Raw genomic sequence first — 15,916 nt, forward strand, 5'->3', positions numbered from 1 at the left:
TCTGCAACGCATGATCGATCTACCGTCGTCATCGCCGGCCCGCACCCGCCGGATGCCGTGACGAAGGAGCACCACCCATGACGACGCAGGCTGCAACCCATATGTCTGACCCGCTCCCGCACCGGACCGTGGACGCCGTGGTGGTCGGTGGCGGGGCCGCCGGGCTCAACGGTGCGATCATGCTGGCCCGCTCGCGCCGCTCCGTCGTGGTCGTCGACGACGGCCGGCCTCGCAACGCACCCGCCGACGGGGACCTGCGCTTCACCATCACCCTTGCGGACGGTCGCACCGTGACCGCCCGGCGGGTGCTCGTGGCCACCGGCCTGCGCGACGTCCTGCCCGACGTGCCCGGGTTGTCCCGGCACTGGGGCCAGGCCGTCGTCCACTGCCCCTACTGCCACGGCTGGGAGGTGCGCGACGAGCCCATCGGCGTGCTCGGCGGCAGCGCGGCCTCCGTGCACCAGGCGTTCCTCTTCCGCCAGCTGACCGATGACCTCGTCTTCCTCACCCGCGGCGTCACGCTGGACGCCGACACCCGCGTCCGCTTCGGCGCCCGGGACATCAGGGTCGTCGACACCCCGGTGGCGGAGGTGGTCACCGACGCGGACGGCACCCTGGCGGGGGTCCGCCTCATCGACGGTGAGGTCGTGAGCCGCCGCGTGCTGGTGGTCGGCACCACGATGCAGGCCCGCACCGACGGGCTGGAAGGCCTCCGGCTGCCGAGGGAGGACCTGCCCGACGGCAAGGGCCGCCGGTTCGTCGCGGGCACGGCCGGCGCCACCGCGGTGCCGGGGGTGTGGGTGGCGGGCAACGTCACCGACCCGACCGCCCAGGTGGGGGCGTCGGCCGCGGCCGGTGCGCTGGCGGGGGCGCACATCAACGCTCTCCTGGCCGCCGCCGACACCGACGCTGCGCTCGCGGCGCATGCCGTCGCCGGACGTGCCTAGGTCACCCCCTCCGGCCCGCCCACCCCGCGAACCGGGGGTGCCGCGCATAGACTGGCTGCAGGCCCAATGACGGGAGGACCATGTCCCACGGGACGCAGACGGACGCGGCTGCCACGCGAGCCGCGACGGTCCGCAGGATCGCGGAGCAGCACGCCTCTGCGCGAGGCCCGCTGATGCCGGCCCTGCACGGCGTCGTGGCTGAGCTCGGCCACATCGACCCGCTCGACGTGCCGGTGGTCGCGGACGTGCTCAACCTCTCCGTCGCCGAGGTGCACGGCGTCGTCTCCTTCTACACCGACTTCCGCACGCGGCCGGCGCCCGCCCACACGGTGCACCTGTGCCGTGCGGAGTCCTGTCAGGCCCTGGGCAGCCAGCCGCTCTACGAGGACACGGTCCGGCGTTTCGCCGGTCGCGAGGACGTCGAGGTCGACCACGTCTTCTGCTTCGGCAACTGCCCGCTCGGCCCCTCGGGCACGGTCGACGGGCGGCTGCACGGCCGGCTGACCCCGGAGCGCATCACCCGTCTCACCCAGGACTGGCAGCCATGACCACCGTCTACGTCCCGTGTGACTCCTCCGCCGTGTCGGTGGGAGCCGACGAGGTGGCGGCAGCCCTGGCCGCCGTCGAGGGGGTGCAGGTGCTGCGCAACGGCTCACGCGGGATGCTGTGGGCCGAGCCGCTCGTCGAGGTGGTCACCGAGCGCGGGCGGGTGGGCTACGCCGGCGTGAGCGCCGAGGACGTGCCGCGGCTCGTCGCAGCCGGACTGCTCACCGGGGAGGACACCCCGGAGTGCCTGGGCGTCGTGGACGAGCACGAGTGGCTGCGCTCGCAGCGGCGGGTCTCCTTCGCCCGGGTCGGGCTGATCGAGCCCACCGACATCGCGGCCTACGGCGAGCACGGCGGCTGGGCCGGGCTGCGTCGTGCCCTGTCCCTGGCCCCGGCCGACGTCGTCGCGGAGGTCACCACCTCGGGTCTGCGCGGACGCGGAGGGGCCGGGTTCCCGGCGGGCGTCAAGTGGAGGACCGTGCTCGACGCCCCGGCTGGGCTCCGGTTCGTGGTCTGCAACCTCGACGAGGGTGACAGCGGCACGTTCGCCGACCGGATGCTGTGCGAGGGCGACCCCTTCACCCTCATCGAGGGGATGGTCATCGCCGCCCATGCCACGGGCGCCTCCGAGGGCTACGTCTACTGCCGCTCCGAGTACCCCGCCGTCGTCACCACCCTGCGCCGGGCCATCGAGGTCGCCTACGCGCACGGCTACCTGGGCGAGCGGATCACCGGCAGCGACCTGAGCTTCGACCTCGAGCTGCGGGTCGGCGCCGGTGCCTACATCTGTGGCGAGGAGACCTCCATGCTGGAGAGCCTGGAGGGCCGGCGCGGCGAGGTGCGGGCCAAGCCGCCGATCCCCGCCCTGCACGGGCTCTTCGGCAGGCCCACCGTCATCAACAACACGCTCACCTTCGCTGCGGTGCCGATGATCCTGGCAGACGGAGGTGCTGCCTACGCGGCGCTGGGCACCGGTCGCTCCCGCGGCACCCAGGTCTTCCAGCTGGCCGGCAACATCGCCCGCGGCGGCATCGTCGAGGCCGACTTCGGCATCAGCCTCGGTGACCTCGTGACCGGCTACGGCGGTGGCACCCTGTCCGGCCGGCCCGTGCGCGCGGTCCAGGTGGGCGGCCCGCTCGGGGCCTACCTGCCGGTGGACAGGCTCGACGTCCCCATGGACTACGAGGCCCTGGCCGCGGCCGGCGGGATGCTCGGGCACGGCGGCATCGTGGTCTTCGACGACACCGTCGACATGGCCCGTCAGGCCAGGTTCGCCATGGAGTTCTGCGCCGCCGAGTCGTGCGGCAAGTGCACACCGTGCCGGGTGGGTGCCGTGCGAGGTGTGGAGACCCTCGACCGGATCATCGCCGGGGTGCGCCGCGAGGACAACCTGCTCCTGCTCGAGGACCTGTGCACCACCATGACCAAGGGGTCACTGTGCGCCATGGGCGGTCTCACACCGATGCCCGTGCGCAGCGCCGTGCAGCACTGGCCGGAGGACTTCGACGCCCCGGCCGTCCACGACATACCGTCCTCCGGAGGGAGCGGACCATGACCACCACCACGCCGCGCAGCGGGGGCCCGGCCCCCGGGCTCGCACCGGAGCCCGACTACGGCACTCCGGCGGTGCGTGGCGAGGCCACCGCCGGCGTCACCGTCGACGGCAGGCACGTGCAGGTGCCCCCGGGCACCTCGGTCATGCGCGCGGCTCGCGAGGCCGGCATCGAGATCCCCAAGCTGTGCGCCACCGACCGGCTCGCGGCGTTCGGCTCGTGCCGCCTGTGTGTGGTCGAGGTCGACGGCGCCAAGGGAGTGCCGGCATCCTGCACGACGCCCTGCGTCGACGGCATGGTCGTGCGCACCGACACCGAGCAGGTCCGCCAGGTCCGCCACGGGGTGATGGAGCTCTACCTGTCGGACCACCCGGCCGACTGCGCCGGGTGCGCCCGGGGCAGCTGTGAGATGCAGGACCTCGCCCGCAGGACGGGCGTCGCGCAGGTGCGCTACGGCCTCGTCGACACCCCGACGGCCACGCACGTCGACGGGGGTGCCGCGCGCGACGTGTCCAACCCCTACTTCGACTACGACCCACAGGCCTGCATCGTGTGCTCCCGCTGCGTGCGGGCCTGTGCCGACATCCAGGGCACGTTCGCGCTGACCGTGCAGGGGCGCGGGTTCGACGCGCGGATCGCCCCCGGCCCGACCGACTTCCTGGGCTCGGAGTGCGTCTCCTGCGGCGCCTGCGTGCAGGCCTGCCCGACCGACGCCCTGGTGGAGAAGTCGGTGGTGCAGCTCGGTATGCCGACGCGCGCGGTCGACACGACGTGTGCCTACTGCGGGGTGGGCTGCTCGTTCCGCGCCGAGGTGCAGGGCTCCGGGCCCGAGACGCGGGTGGTGCGGATGATGCCGAGCAAGGCCGGCGGCGCCAACGAGGGCCACTCGTGCGTCAAGGGCCGGTTCGCCTACGGCTACGCCAACCATCCCGACCGGCAGATGCACCCCATGGTGCGCGACTCCATCGACCAGGAGTGGCGGGTGGTGTCGTGGGAGGAGGCCGTCACCAGGGTGGCCGACGGCTTCCGTGCCGTGCAGGCCGAGCACGGCGTGGGCTCGATCGGCGGCATCTCCTCCTCGCGGTGCACCAACGAGGAGGTCTACGTCGTCCAGAAGATGGTCCGGGCCGCCTTCGGCAACAACAACATCGACACCTGCGCCCGCGTCTGTCACAGCCCGACCGGCTACGGCCTGAGCCAGACCTTCGGCACCTCGGCCGGCACCCAGGACTTCGCGTCGGTCGACGAGACGGACGTGATGCTGCTCATCGGGGCCAACCCGACCGATGCCCACCCGGTGTTCGGCTCGCGGATGAAGAGACGGCTGCGACAGGGCGCCCAGATCATCATCGCCGACCCGCGGCGCATCGACCTGGTCCGCACGCCCCATGTCGAGGCGGCCCACCACCTGCCGCTGCTGCCCGGCAGCAACGTCGCGTTCATCAACGCCATGGCGCACACCATCGTCAGCGAGGGTCTGCACGACGAGCAGTTCCTGCGGGAGCGGTGCGAGGACGTGGAGGACTACCTGCAGTTCATCGTGCGCGAGGAGAACTCGCCCGAGACGACGGCCGAGGCGACCGGCATACCCCCCGAGCAGCTGCGCGCCGCGGCCCGGCTCTTCGCCGCCGCACCCAACGGCTCGATCTACTACGGGCTGGGGGTGACCGAGCACAGCCAGGGCTCGACGATGGTCATGGGCCTGGCCAACCTGGCGATGGTCACCGGCAACATCGGGCGTCCGGGGGTGGGCGTGAACCCGCTGCGGGGACAGAACAACGTGCAGGGCTCGTGCGACATGGGCTCGTTCCCGCACGAGCTGCCGGGCTACCGGCACGTGGGCCTGGACGACGTGCGTGACATCTACGAGTCGCTGTGGCACGTCACGATCAGCCCCCAGCCGGGACTGCGCATCCCCAACATGTTCGACGCGGCGATCGGGGGCACCTTCAAAGGGGTGTTCGTGCACGGCGAGGACATCGCCCAGTCCGACCCGAACCTGCACCACGTGCGTCAGGCGCTGACCTCGATGGACCTGGTGGTCGTGCAGGACCTCTTCCTCAACGAGACCGCGAAGTACGCCCACGTCTTCCTGCCGGGCAGCTCGTTCCTGGAGAAGGACGGCACGTTCACCAACGCCGAGCGGCGTCTCAACCGGGTGCGCCCGGTGATGCCGAGCCTGGTCGGCAAGGACGAGTGGCAGATCGTGTGCGACATCGCGACGGCGATGGGCTACCCGATGCACTACGAGAGCGCCGCGCAGATCATGGACGAGATCGCGGCCACCACGCCCACGTTCGCCGGCGTGTCGTTCGCACGGCTGGACGAGGAGGGCAGCATGCAGTGGCCGGTCAACGACAAGGCACCGCACGGCACCCCGACCATGCACGTCGACGGGTTCGTGCGCGGCAAGGGACGGCTGGTGCCGACGGTCTACGTGCCGACCACGGAGACGACGAACCGACGCTACCCGCTGGTCCTGACGACGGGGCGCATCCTCACGCAGTACAACGTCGGCGCCCAGACACGGCGCACGGCCAACTCCACCTGGCACCCCGAGGACGTCCTGGAGATGCATCCCGCCGACGCGCAGATGCGCGGCATCTCCACCGGTGACCGGGTGGAGCTGTCCAGCCGCGTCGGGGTCACCACGTTGACGGCACTGGTCAGCGACCGGATGCAGCCCGGCGTGGTCTACACGACCTTCCATCATCCGGTCAGCGGCACCAACGTGATCACCACGGAGAACTCCGACTGGGCGACCAACTGCCCGGAGTACAAGGTGACGGCCGTCCAGGTCGCGGTGGCGAACGCCGGCCGCGCCGACCTGGCCGCCAGGGCCGGCACCGACACGGTGGACCCGGTCGCCGGCGTGGCCGACGCGGAGGTGGCCCGCCGATGAGCCTGCAGGGGGGCTTCGAGGTCGACTCCGAGGCGCGGATGCACGAGCCACCGGAGATCCGCCTCGGCGGCGACGTCGCCCGAGCCTTCGCCCACTACCCGCCGGAGCGGGCGGCGCACGAGATCGCCACCCACCTCCGCAAGTTCTGGGAGCCGCGGATGCGGGCCGCGGTCGTCGCGCGGGTCGCACAGGGCGACAGCCGGGTCGACCCGCTGCTGGCCGAGGCCGTGCGCCGCTACCTCGCGGGGGACATCGACTCCGGCGAGATCGCCGAGCCCTCAGGCGGCTGAGCGGCGACTCCTCCGGGCGGTCGTGACCGCCCGTCCCCGGCTGCTCGTGCCACGGCGGGGAATGGTGGGTGGACGTGACCGGGTTCCGTGCGCGAACCGAGACCTCGGTGACGCATCTCACAAAGGAGAAGGAACCATGAGCACGACGACTGCTTCGAGGATGTCGCTGAACAGCACCACCCTGGTTCACGGGGTGGCCGGAGGGTTGGCCGGAGGTGTGGTCTTCGGGGTGCTGATGCAGATGATGGACATGATGCCGATGGTCGCCATGCTGGTGGGCTCGGAGGCTGTGGCTGTGGGCTGGGTCGTGCACCTGGCGATCTCCGCCTTCATCGGAGCGGCGTTCGTGGTGCTGCTGGGCGCCAGGGTCAGCTCCCTGGGCACCGGCCTGGGCCTGGGGGTGGCCTGGGGCCTGGTCTGGTGGGTGCTGGGTGCGCTGGTCGCGATGCCGGCCCGGTTGGGCATGCCGCTGTTCGAGATCAACGACATGAGCCTGCAGAGCCTGATGGGCCACGTGGTCTTCGGTGCGGTGCTCGGGGCAGTGGTGGCCGTCATGGGTGGCCGCGGACGCACCGGCACGGACGCGTAGTGGCACCGGGCCGGCGGCCCGGCCGCGTCGCGGGTGCCGCCGTGGCGCTGTGGGGCGGCGCCCTGGTGCTCGCTGCCTGCTCCGGGGTGGAGACCCCAGCGCCAGGCGCCGGATCGCCGACCGGGTCGGAGCCGCCGGCAGGGGAGCAGGCCACGGACGTCTCCGCAGCGGCAGTCGACCCGGGGCCGGCCGTGCCGGCACTGGAAGGGCAGACCCTGGACGGGACGGACCTCGACCCGGCGTCGGTGACCGGCCGGTCGGTGCTGCTGTGGTTCTGGGCTCCGTGGTGCGTGGTGTGTCGGGCGGAGGCTCCCACGGTGCTGGAGATGGCCGAGGAGCTCGAGGACGAGGTGACGGTCGTCGGGGTGGCCGGCCGGGGCACTGTCGAGGAGATGCAGGCGTTCGTCGACGACACCGGGACCGCGGGCCTGACCCACGTGGCCGACGTCGACGGCGCGACCTGGCGGGACTTCGGCGTGGTGGCCCAGCCGGCCTTCGCGTTCGTCACCCCTGAGGGCGGACGTGAGGTGTTCGTGGGGGCGCTGGACGAGGACGACCTGCGCGCGTTCGTGCAGGGCGCGACGGGTGAGGACGGAGGGTGAGGACGATGCGACGCAGGAGGCAGGTGACGGTGCTGCTGGTCGGGGCCGCGCTGCTCACGGCCTGTGCGCCCGCCGGCGACGACGGCACCGGCGTGTCGGGTGAGCAGTCCGCGGCGGACGGTGACGCGCCATCGGCGGAGCCGGGCGGGTCGGTCGTGCTGGAGGAGGTGGAGCAGTCTGCGCAGCTCGACGTCCCCTCGGCGTTGACCGACCCCGTCGACCCGGCGCTGCCTGCGCCGGTGGTCGACGTGGACCGGATCCGTTCCGGGGGGCCGCCACCGGACGGGATCCCGGCCATCGACGAGCCGCGCTTCGAGCCGGCGTCACAGGTGGAGTGGCTGGACGAGCGGGAGCCGGTGCTGGCGCTGGACCTGGCGGGGCAGTCGCGCGCCTACCCGGTGCAGGTGCTGACCTGGCACGAGATCGTGAACGACACGGTGGGTGGTGTGCCGGTGGCGGTGACCTACTGCCCCCTGTGCAACTCCGCCCTGGCGTTCGAGCGTGAGCTGGACGACCACCTCGTCACGTTCGGCACCTCGGGCAGCCTGTACAACTCCGCACTGGTCATGTACGACCGGCAGACCGAGTCGCTGTGGTCCCAGATCGAGGGACGGGCGATCGCCGGTGAGCTGACCGGCACCGAGCTGGAGCGAGTCCCGGTCGCGACGGTGCCCTGGTCCACCTGGGTGGAGGCCAACCCCGAGGGCTGGGTGCTGAGCCGGCCGACAGGCACCGGGCGCGACTACGGACGCAACCCCTACGTGGGCTACGACGAGGCGGCCTCCGAGCCCTTCCTCTACGACGGGGAGAGCGACCCGCGGCTGCCTCCCAAGGAGCGGGTGGTGGCCTTCCCGGACGCGCAGGAGGCCCTCGCGGTGCGGCTCGCCGACGTGGCGGAGCAGGGGGCCGTCACGGTGCCGTTGGACGGGGCCGAGGTCCTCCTGGTCGCGGGGGGTGGACTGGCATCCAGCCTGGACACCTCCGCGATCGCGGACGGCGCCGAGGTCGCCGCCACCGGGGCCTTCTCGACGGTCGTCGACGAGCGTGACCTGAGCTTCGTCGCCGACCCCGACGGAGACGGTGCCAGGGACGAGCAGACCGGCACCCACTGGGACGTCCTCGGCAGAGGCAGCGACGGGCCGCTGGCCGGTCGCCAGCTCGAGAGCGTGCCGCACGTGGACACCTTCTGGTTCGCCTGGGCTGCCTTCCGTCCCGAGGCCACCATCTGGTCAGGACCCTGAGGCCCGGGCCGACCGCCGACGGGCCACCACGCGTGCGGCGCCGACGACGGCCAGCACGGCCGCACAGACCAGCAGCACCCACCACGGTCCGACCGAGGAGACCGCCTGGGAGGCCCGCGCGGACAGGGTGGCGACCCAGACCACCGGACCGGCCGGCACCGGCTCACCGGTGAAGGTGCGCCACTCGACCCATCCGAACCACACGACATACGCGCCCGCCACCAGCACCAGGACCCCGGAGACACGGCTCACGTAACGGGTCCACGACCGCAACCGGCCGCCGGCCGCCTGTCCCGCCAGACCGACGACGAGGGCCAGGGTGGTGAGCACCGCACCCATGCCCGCGGCATACGCCAGCATCGCGCCCACACCCAGCAGCGGGCCGGCATCCGGAGCCGCGAAGACGGACATGACGGCAGCGAGGAAGACCGGCAGGGTGCACGACAGCGAGACGGTGGCATAGACGACCCCGTATGCCGTCATGCCCGCGAACGAGTCGCTCACCGTGAGGCGTGCACGCGGCACCCGCACCGACACCTCACGACCGGTCACCAGCCAGCCGCCGAGGCCCAGCAAAAGCACCCCGGAGGCGATCGTGACCACGCTCAGCCACGGGCCCAGCGACACCGAGAGAGCGGCGACGAGCGCGCCGACCACGCCGAACACCGCGACGAAGCCGACCGTCACCGCAGCTCCGACCACGAGTGCACGGCCGACCGCGGAGCGGCGCGAGCCCCGGTCGCCCACGAACACCGCCAGGTAGGTCGGCAGCAGGGCGAAGCCGCACGGGTTGAACGCCGCCACCAGCCCGGCCGTCAGCGCCAGGGCGATCTCGGGTCTCACGACGTGACCGTCCCGGCGGGCAGGGCAGGGACCAGCGCGAGGGTGCTCGCGGGCGGCCGTGACATCCTGACCCTTCCTGGTGGACCGTTCGACGAGCGGAACCCGGTCAGGCACCCGCCCCATTCCACCAAGGGTGCTCGACGTCGTCGTGACCCGCTGCGCCCGACGGGCGCAGGGACCTTCGGCCCTGGCCGCCGGGCTCGGTGCCCGGCAGTGTGGTCCCTATGGGCGAGACACAGATGTCACGCGGTGGGTCGGGGCCGGACGGGCTGGGGGAGCGGCCGCCGGTCGTGCATGTCCCCAGGAGGGCTCCCCTGGTCGGTGACTACGAGCAGCGACGCAGGAGCTTCACCTGGGAGGAGGCCCGTGGGTGGCTCGAGGGGCTGCCCGGTGGTGGGATCAACATCGCGCACGAGGCGGTGGACCGGCACGCACACAGTGAGCTCGCCGACACCGTGGCGCTGCGGTTCCTCAGCCGCACCGAACCCACGAGCGAGCTGACCTACGCCGACCTGGCACGGCTCAGTGACGTGGCCGCCGTGGCGCTGCGCGAGCTCGGGGTCGAGCGGGGTGACCGGGTCTGCACGCTGCTGCCGCGCTCGCCCGAGCTCTACCTCACCGCCCTCGGCACGCTCAAGGCGGGCGCGGTCTACTGTCCGCTCTTCCCGGCCTTCGGCACCGAGCCGGTGCGCCAGCGGCTGGAGCTCGGCAGCGTCCGGGTGCTCGTCACCGACACCCTGTCCTACACCCGCAAGGTCGCCGCGGTCCGTGACCGGCTCCCCGGGCTGCGCGTGGTGCTGCTCGTCGACGCCCCCGAGCAGGGCAGCGACGAGGGCGGCACGGTGCCGTGGGCCACGGTGATGGCCGACGCCGCCCGGGTCGTCGAGCGCGACGGCTTCACCATCGCGGCCACGGCACCGGAGGACCCCGCGCTGCTGCACTTCACCAGCGGGACCACCGGCCGGCCCAAGGGCGCCGTCCACGTGCACGAGGCTGTCGTGGCGCACCACGCGACCTCGCGTTTCTGCCTCGACCTCGCGCCAGGTGACACCTACTGGTGCACGGCCGACCCGGGCTGGGTGACCGGCACGTCGTACGGCATCATCGGTCCGCTGACCTGCGGGGTCACGGTCGTGACCGACTCGGCCGACTTCGACGCCCGGCGCTGGTGGTCGATCCTGCAGGACCAGCGCATCTCGGTCTTCTACACCGCGCCCACCGCCTTGCGCATGCTCATGCGCAAGGGCGCGGCGCTGGCCCGTGAGCACGACCTGTCAGCGCTGCGCCACGTCGTCAGCGTCGGTGAGCCGCTCAACCCCGAGGCCGTGGTCTGGGGCACCGAGGCCTTCGGCATGCCGGTGCACGACACCTGGTGGCAGACCGAGACGGGCGCCATCATGGTGAGCAACTACCCGGGGATGCCGGTGCGCCCGGGCTCGATGGGCCGCCCCGTGCCGGGGGTGGAGGTGGGCATCCTGGCGCGCGGGGAGGACGGGCGTGCGGCCGTGGTCGACGGGCACGTGCACGAGGTGTCGGAGGCGGGCGGCCTGGGCGAGCTCGCCCTGCGACCGGGCTGGCCCTCCATGTTCCGCGGCTACCTCGGGGAGCCCGAGCGCTATGCACGGGCCTTCGCCGACGGCTGGTACCTCACGGGCGACCTGGCCCGGCGCGACGGCGACGGCTACCTGTGGTTCGTCGGCCGTGCCGACGACGTCATCAAGTCGGCGGGCCACCTCATCGGCCCCTTCGAGGTCGAGAGCGCGCTGATGGAGCATCCAGCGGTCGCCGAGGTGGGGGTCATCGGCAAGCCCGACCCGCTGGCGGGGGAGATCGTCAAGGCCTTCGTGACGCTCAAGGCCGAGCACGAGCCCACCGAGGCGCTGCGTCGCGAGCTCATCGTCTTCGGCCGCAGACGGCTGGGGTCGGTGGCACCGCGGGAGGTCGAGTTCGACGAGCATCTCCCGCACACCCGGAGCGGCAAGGTGATGAGACGGCTGCTGAAGGCACGGGAGCTGGGGCTGCCCGAGGGCGACCTGTCCACGGTGGAGCACCCGTCATGAGCGCCCTGCCGGCCGACCGCCAGGGGCTGGTGGAGGCGGGCGCCCCGGGGATGCTGCGCGAGATGATGCGGATCCGCAGGTTCGAGGAGATGTGCGCCGAGCTCTACAGCGCGACCCGGATCAGGGGGTTCGTGCACCTGTGCATCGGCGAGGAGGCCGTCGCCGTCGGCGTCGTCTCCTCGCTCGCCGAGGGGGACGCCGTCTTCTCGACCTACCGAGAGCACGGGCACGCGCTCGCGCGAGGGGTGCCGATGCCGTCCGTCATGGCCGAGATGTTCGGCAAGGTGACCGGGTGCAGCCGGGGGCGAGGGGGCTCCATGCACCTCTTCGACGTCTCCCGGCGGTTCTACGGGGGCAGCGCCATCGTGGCCGGCGGCATCCCGCTCGCGGTCGGGACCGCGCTGGCCGACCGGCTGCACGGCACCTCCGACGTCACCGTCGCGATCTTCGGCGAGGGGGCCATGGCCGAGGGCGCCTTCCACGAGAGCGCCAACCTCGCGGCGCTGTGGGGCCTGCCGGTGCTCTTCGTGTGCGAGAACAACCGCTACGCCATGGGCACGGCCCTGGCCCGGGAGCACGCCGACACCGACCTCACGGCCCGCGCCGCGTCGTACGGCATGGTCGCCTGGTCGGTCGACGGCATGGACGTCCTGGCCGTGCAGGACGCGACGTGCCGCGCGCTCGCCCTCGTGCGTGGGGGCGGTGGCCCGTGTTTCCTGGAGCTGCGCACCTACCGCTTCCGGGCGCACTCGATGTACGACCCGGACCGTTACCGCGACAAGGCGGAGGTCGAGGAGTGGAAGGGGGCCGACCCCATCCCGGCGCTGTCGTCACTGTTGGTCGAGCACGACGTGCTGACCCAGGACGAGCTCACCGCGTGGGCTGCGGAGATCGAGGCCGAGGTGGCCGCCGCGGTGGAGGCCGCGGACCGCGCGCCGCTGGAGCCGGTGGAGGACCTCACCCGGTTCGTGACCACCGAGGAGGAGCGGACATGACCGACACCGGCGCCCCCGTGACGACCTACCGCGAGGCACTGCGGGAGGCGCACCGTGACGCCATGCGGCGCGATCCCGAGGTCTTCCTCATGGGCGAGGACGTGGGTCGCTACGGCGGGTCCTTCGCCGTCAGCCTGGGACTGCTCGAGGAGTTCGGCGAGGACCGGGTGCGGGACACACCCCTGTCGGAGGTCGCCTTCACCGGTGCCGGCATCGGCGCCGCCCTGCGCGGGATGCGGCCGATCGTCGAGATCATGACCGTCAACTTCAGCCTGCTCGCCCTGGACCAGATCCTCAACAACGCGGCCACCCTGCGGCACATGTCGGGTGGGCAGGTGAACGTGCCGGTCGTGATCCGGATGACCACCGGCGGCGGACGCCAGCTCGCCGCGCAGCACTCCCACAGCCTGGAGGGCTGGTACGCCCACATCCCCGGGTTGCGGATCGTGGCACCGGCGACCGTCGAGGACGCCCGCGGCATGCTGTGGCCCGCCCTCCAGGACCCCGACCCCGTCCTGTTCTTCGAGCACGGCTCGCTCTACCCGCTCAAGGGGCCGCTGCCCGACCCGGCCCCGGAGGTCGACATCGTCAGTGCGGCCGTGCGCCGGCCGGGGCAGGACGTCACGGTCGTCACCTACGGTGCCGGCGTGGGCAAGGCCCTGACGGCGGCCACCGAGCTCGCGAGAGAGGGCATCGAGGCCGAGGTGGTGGACCTGCGGGTGCTGCGGCCGCTGGACGACGCGACCGTGCTCGCCTCGGTCGCCCGCACCCACCGGGTCGTCGTGGTCGACGAGGGGTGGCGTTCCGGTGGCCTGTCGGCCGAGATCTCGGCCCGGATCGCCGAGCAGGCGTTCTTCGACCTGGACGCTCCGGTCGAGCGGGTCTGCGGGGTGGAGGTGCCTGTGCCCTACGCGGCTCACCTGGAGCGGGCGGCACTGCCCCAGCCCGAGGACGTCGTCGCCGCCGTCCTGCGGGTGGTGCGCGGCGATGGGTGACTTCCGTATGCCGTCGCTCGGGGCGGACATGGAGGAGGGGATCCTCCTGGAGTGGCTGGTGGCCCCGGGGCAGCAGGTGCACCGCGGTGACGTCATCGCGGTCGTCGAGACCCCCAAGTCAGCGGTCGAGGTCGAGTGCTTCCAGGACGGCACCGTCCGCGAGCTCGTGGCGGACGAGGGGGAGCAGGTGCCCGTGGGCGGGGTGCTGGCGCGGCTGGACGACGGGCCGCCGTCCGCCCCCGCCGAGGAGGCTCCGGCCGCCAGGGACGGGGAGCCGGCCGCAGAGCCTCCGAGAGCCGTGGCGCAGCACGCGGCCCACCGCACCGTCTCGCCGCTGGTGCGTCGCCGCGCCCGGGAGCTGGGCCTGGACCCCGACGAGGTCACGGGCACCGGCCCCGGGGGGACGGTGACCCGCAGCGACGTGGAGACGGCCGCTGCCGCGGCTGCCGTGACCGACGCCATGGTGCCGCCCGGGTCCCCCTCGCGGTCCGGGACGCCGGCGCCACCCGGTGCGGACACGGCACGCGCCAGGGTGTCGCCCTATGCCCGGCGCCTGGCGAAGGAGCGAGGTGTGGACCCCGGCGGTCTGACCGGCACCGGTCCCGGCGGGACGGTGCGCGCCGCGGACGTGCTGCGTGCCGTGCCAGGCACGCCGTCGCGCTCCCCGGAAGCCGTGGCCGACCCGATGCCGCAGCGTCCGTCCCGGCGTGCGGCCGGGACCTCCGCCGACACGATGCGCGAGAGCATCGCAGCGGTGATGACGGCCTCCAACCGCGACATCCCGCACTACTACCTGAGCACGACCGTGGACATGGCTGCGGCCACCGACTGGGTGCGGCGGCGCAACCGGGAGCTACCGGTCGAGGAGCGGCTCGTGCCCTCCGCCCTGCTCCTGCTGTCGGCTGCCCGGGCCGCCCGGGACGTGCCCGAGCTCAACGGGCACTGGGTGGACGGGACGTTCCACCCGGCCGACACGGTCGACCTCGGTGTCATCGTGTCGCTGCGCCGGGGCGGGCTCCTCGTGCCGGTGATCCCGGCGGCGCACGAGCGGACGGTGGGCGAGACGATGGCTGCCCTGCGGGAGCTCACCAGCCGGTCCCGTGCCGGGCGTCTGCGTGGTTCCGACCTGGTGCCTCCCAGCATCACCGTCTCCAACCTCGGTGACCAGGGCGTCGAGAGCGTGCTGGGCGTGATCTACCCGCCTCAGGTGGCGCTGGTGGGTTTCGGGGCCGTCTCCGAGCGCCCCTGGGCCGTCGACGGTCTGCTCGGTGTGCGACCCCTCGTCACCGTCACCCTCGCCGGCGACCACCGTGCCAGTGACGGTGCGGTGGGGGCCAGGTTCCTCAAGCGACTGGCCCGTTTCCTGCAACGACCGGAGGAGCTATGACACCCGCGGAAGCCCGGAGCCTGCTCGAGGATGCACTACGGGCGGTCGTGCCCGACGCCAGCCTGGAGGGCATGCCCGGTGACACGGACCTGCGCGAGGAGCTCGAGCTCGACTCGCTCGACTTCCTCACCGTCGTCGAGCGGCTCAGCATCGGTGCAGGCGTGCGCATCGAGGAGGACGAGGACCTCAGGACCATCGATGCCGTGGTCGGGCGGCTCACCGGCGGGTGAGCCCGTGCTCCAGGCCGCGCCGCCAGCGACGGGCCCCCGCGGCGCCGGCCAAGGCCAGCGACATGGCGACCACCACGGCCAGCACGAAGGTCCAGGGCGAGGCGCCGGTCACCGACGCGCCGACGGCGACGTGGGCGACAGTGCCCGGGACGATCCCGACGGCGGTGCCGGCCACATAGGCACCCCAGGGCACGGCGGTCAGGCCGAGGGCGTAGCTGACCGGGGAGAAGGGGAGCACCGGCACCAGGCGCAGCCCCACCACGGCGAGCGTCCCGTGCCGGCGCAGGGCGGCGTCGACGGTCGCGACCCGGTCGCCGACGGTGACCTCGACCGCCTCCCGGCCCAGGGAGTGGGCCAGCGCGAAGGCAGCCACGGCCCCCAGCATGGAGGCGACCCACACCAGCCCCACCCCCCAGCCCAGCCCGAAGACCCACCCGGCCGTCACGGCCAGCACGTTCTTGGGCAGGGGTGTCAGCACCGCCACGGCATACCCGAGCACGAAGGCGACAGGGGCGACAGGGCCGAGGTCGGTCAGCCACGCCTCGACCCCGGCGCGGGTGGGCACCCCCACCACCGCAGCAGCCACGACGCCGCCGAGGACGAGCAGCACCAGGACCAGTGCTCGCCGGCGCCAACCGTCCATCGCGCACGCTCCGACCTGTGAACGCGGGCCGGACCGACGACCCGGCCGCGGCCCCGTGGCTCGATCGTACTGGCCCGCAGCCTGGAAAGAGCC

General features: G+C 72.9%; 15 protein-coding genes. 13 read left to right on the forward strand and 2 right to left on the reverse strand.

Going from position 1 to position 15,916, the window contains the following annotated elements; all coding sequences use genetic code 11:
• Positions 1-101 precede the first annotated feature (101 nt).
• The 8 genes from LVO85_RS14685 to LVO85_RS14720 all read left to right on the forward strand — a co-directional run bounded on the left by LVO85_RS14685 (position 102) and on the right by LVO85_RS14720 (position 8,670).
• Complete coding sequence (locus tag LVO85_RS14685; RefSeq protein ID WP_232748245.1) at positions 102-947, forward strand: NAD(P)/FAD-dependent oxidoreductase; 846 nt, start codon at positions 102-104, stop codon at positions 945-947.
• An 80-nt stretch (positions 948-1,027) separates the two neighbouring features.
• Positions 1,028-1,495: an NAD(P)H-dependent oxidoreductase subunit E gene (locus tag LVO85_RS14690; protein WP_232748246.1), complete on the forward strand. Its 468-nt coding sequence runs from the start codon at positions 1,028-1,030 to the stop codon at positions 1,493-1,495.
• Entirely contained in the window at positions 1,492-3,048 is a 1,557-nt protein-coding gene (locus LVO85_RS14695) for an NADH-ubiquinone oxidoreductase-F iron-sulfur binding region domain-containing protein (protein ID WP_232748247.1), read from the forward strand. The genes LVO85_RS14690 and LVO85_RS14695 overlap by 4 nt, the downstream gene beginning before the upstream one ends.
• Positions 3,045-5,948 (forward strand): formate dehydrogenase subunit alpha, encoded by a 2,904-nt coding sequence (gene fdhF / locus LVO85_RS14700; RefSeq protein WP_232748248.1) that lies wholly within the window; start codon positions 3,045-3,047, stop codon positions 5,946-5,948. The genes LVO85_RS14695 and fdhF overlap by 4 nt, the downstream gene beginning before the upstream one ends.
• A complete protein-coding gene (locus LVO85_RS14705; RefSeq protein ID WP_232748249.1) occupies positions 5,945-6,238 on the forward strand; it encodes a formate dehydrogenase subunit delta in 294 nt (97 codons plus the stop codon). Before fdhF ends, LVO85_RS14705 begins: the two co-directional genes overlap by 4 nt.
• Before the next feature lie 136 nt (positions 6,239-6,374).
• Positions 6,375-6,827, forward strand: a complete 453-nt coding sequence (locus LVO85_RS14710) for a hypothetical protein (protein WP_232748250.1) — start codon at positions 6,375-6,377, stop codon at positions 6,825-6,827.
• A 41-nt stretch (positions 6,828-6,868) separates the two neighbouring features.
• On the forward strand, positions 6,869-7,429 hold the full coding sequence (locus LVO85_RS14715; protein WP_232748251.1) for a redoxin domain-containing protein: 561 nt from the start codon (positions 6,869-6,871) through the stop codon (positions 7,427-7,429).
• Positions 7,430-7,434: 5 nt separating this feature from the next.
• The gene (locus tag LVO85_RS14720; protein WP_232748252.1) at positions 7,435-8,670 is read left to right on the forward strand and encodes a DUF3179 domain-containing protein; all 1,236 of its coding nucleotides are present in this window, start codon (positions 7,435-7,437) and stop codon (positions 8,668-8,670) included.
• On the opposite strand, the gene LVO85_RS14725 is transcribed toward LVO85_RS14720, so the two are convergent.
• The gene (locus tag LVO85_RS14725) at positions 8,659-9,513 is read right to left on the reverse strand and encodes a cytochrome c biogenesis CcdA family protein (protein WP_232748253.1); all 855 of its coding nucleotides are present in this window, start codon (positions 9,511-9,513) and stop codon (positions 8,659-8,661) included. The two genes, LVO85_RS14720 and LVO85_RS14725, sit on opposite strands and share 12 nt — an antisense overlap.
• A 224-nt stretch (positions 9,514-9,737) precedes the next feature.
• Between LVO85_RS14725 and acsA the strand changes: the two genes are divergently transcribed.
• The 5 genes from acsA to LVO85_RS14750 are packed head-to-tail and all read left to right on the forward strand — an operon-like array spanning position 9,738 to position 15,180.
• Positions 9,738-11,573: an acetate--CoA ligase gene (gene acsA / locus LVO85_RS14730; protein WP_232748254.1), complete on the forward strand. Its 1,836-nt coding sequence runs from the start codon at positions 9,738-9,740 to the stop codon at positions 11,571-11,573.
• Entirely contained in the window at positions 11,570-12,568 is a 999-nt protein-coding gene (gene pdhA, locus LVO85_RS14735; RefSeq protein ID WP_232748255.1) for a pyruvate dehydrogenase (acetyl-transferring) E1 component subunit alpha, read from the forward strand. Before acsA ends, pdhA begins: the two co-directional genes overlap by 4 nt.
• Entirely contained in the window at positions 12,565-13,563 is a 999-nt protein-coding gene (locus LVO85_RS14740; RefSeq protein ID WP_232748256.1) for an alpha-ketoacid dehydrogenase subunit beta, read from the forward strand. The genes pdhA and LVO85_RS14740 overlap by 4 nt, the downstream gene beginning before the upstream one ends.
• Entirely contained in the window at positions 13,556-14,950 is a 1,395-nt protein-coding gene (locus LVO85_RS14745) for a dihydrolipoamide acetyltransferase family protein (RefSeq protein ID WP_232748257.1), read from the forward strand. Before LVO85_RS14740 ends, LVO85_RS14745 begins: the two co-directional genes overlap by 8 nt.
• Positions 14,947-15,180: an acyl carrier protein gene (locus LVO85_RS14750; RefSeq protein ID WP_232748258.1), complete on the forward strand. Its 234-nt coding sequence runs from the start codon at positions 14,947-14,949 to the stop codon at positions 15,178-15,180. Before LVO85_RS14745 ends, LVO85_RS14750 begins: the two co-directional genes overlap by 4 nt.
• On the opposite strand, the gene LVO85_RS14755 is transcribed toward LVO85_RS14750, so the two are convergent.
• The gene (locus LVO85_RS14755) at positions 15,167-15,823 is read right to left on the reverse strand and encodes a TVP38/TMEM64 family protein (protein WP_232748259.1); all 657 of its coding nucleotides are present in this window, start codon (positions 15,821-15,823) and stop codon (positions 15,167-15,169) included. The genes LVO85_RS14750 and LVO85_RS14755 overlap by 14 nt on opposite strands.
• Positions 15,824-15,916: the final 93 nt, after the last annotated feature.

The sequence above is a fragment of the Ornithinimicrobium sediminis genome, assembly GCF_021272345.1.
GTDB classification, from domain to species: Bacteria; Actinomycetota; Actinomycetes; order Actinomycetales; family Dermatophilaceae; genus Ornithinicoccus; species Ornithinicoccus sediminis_B.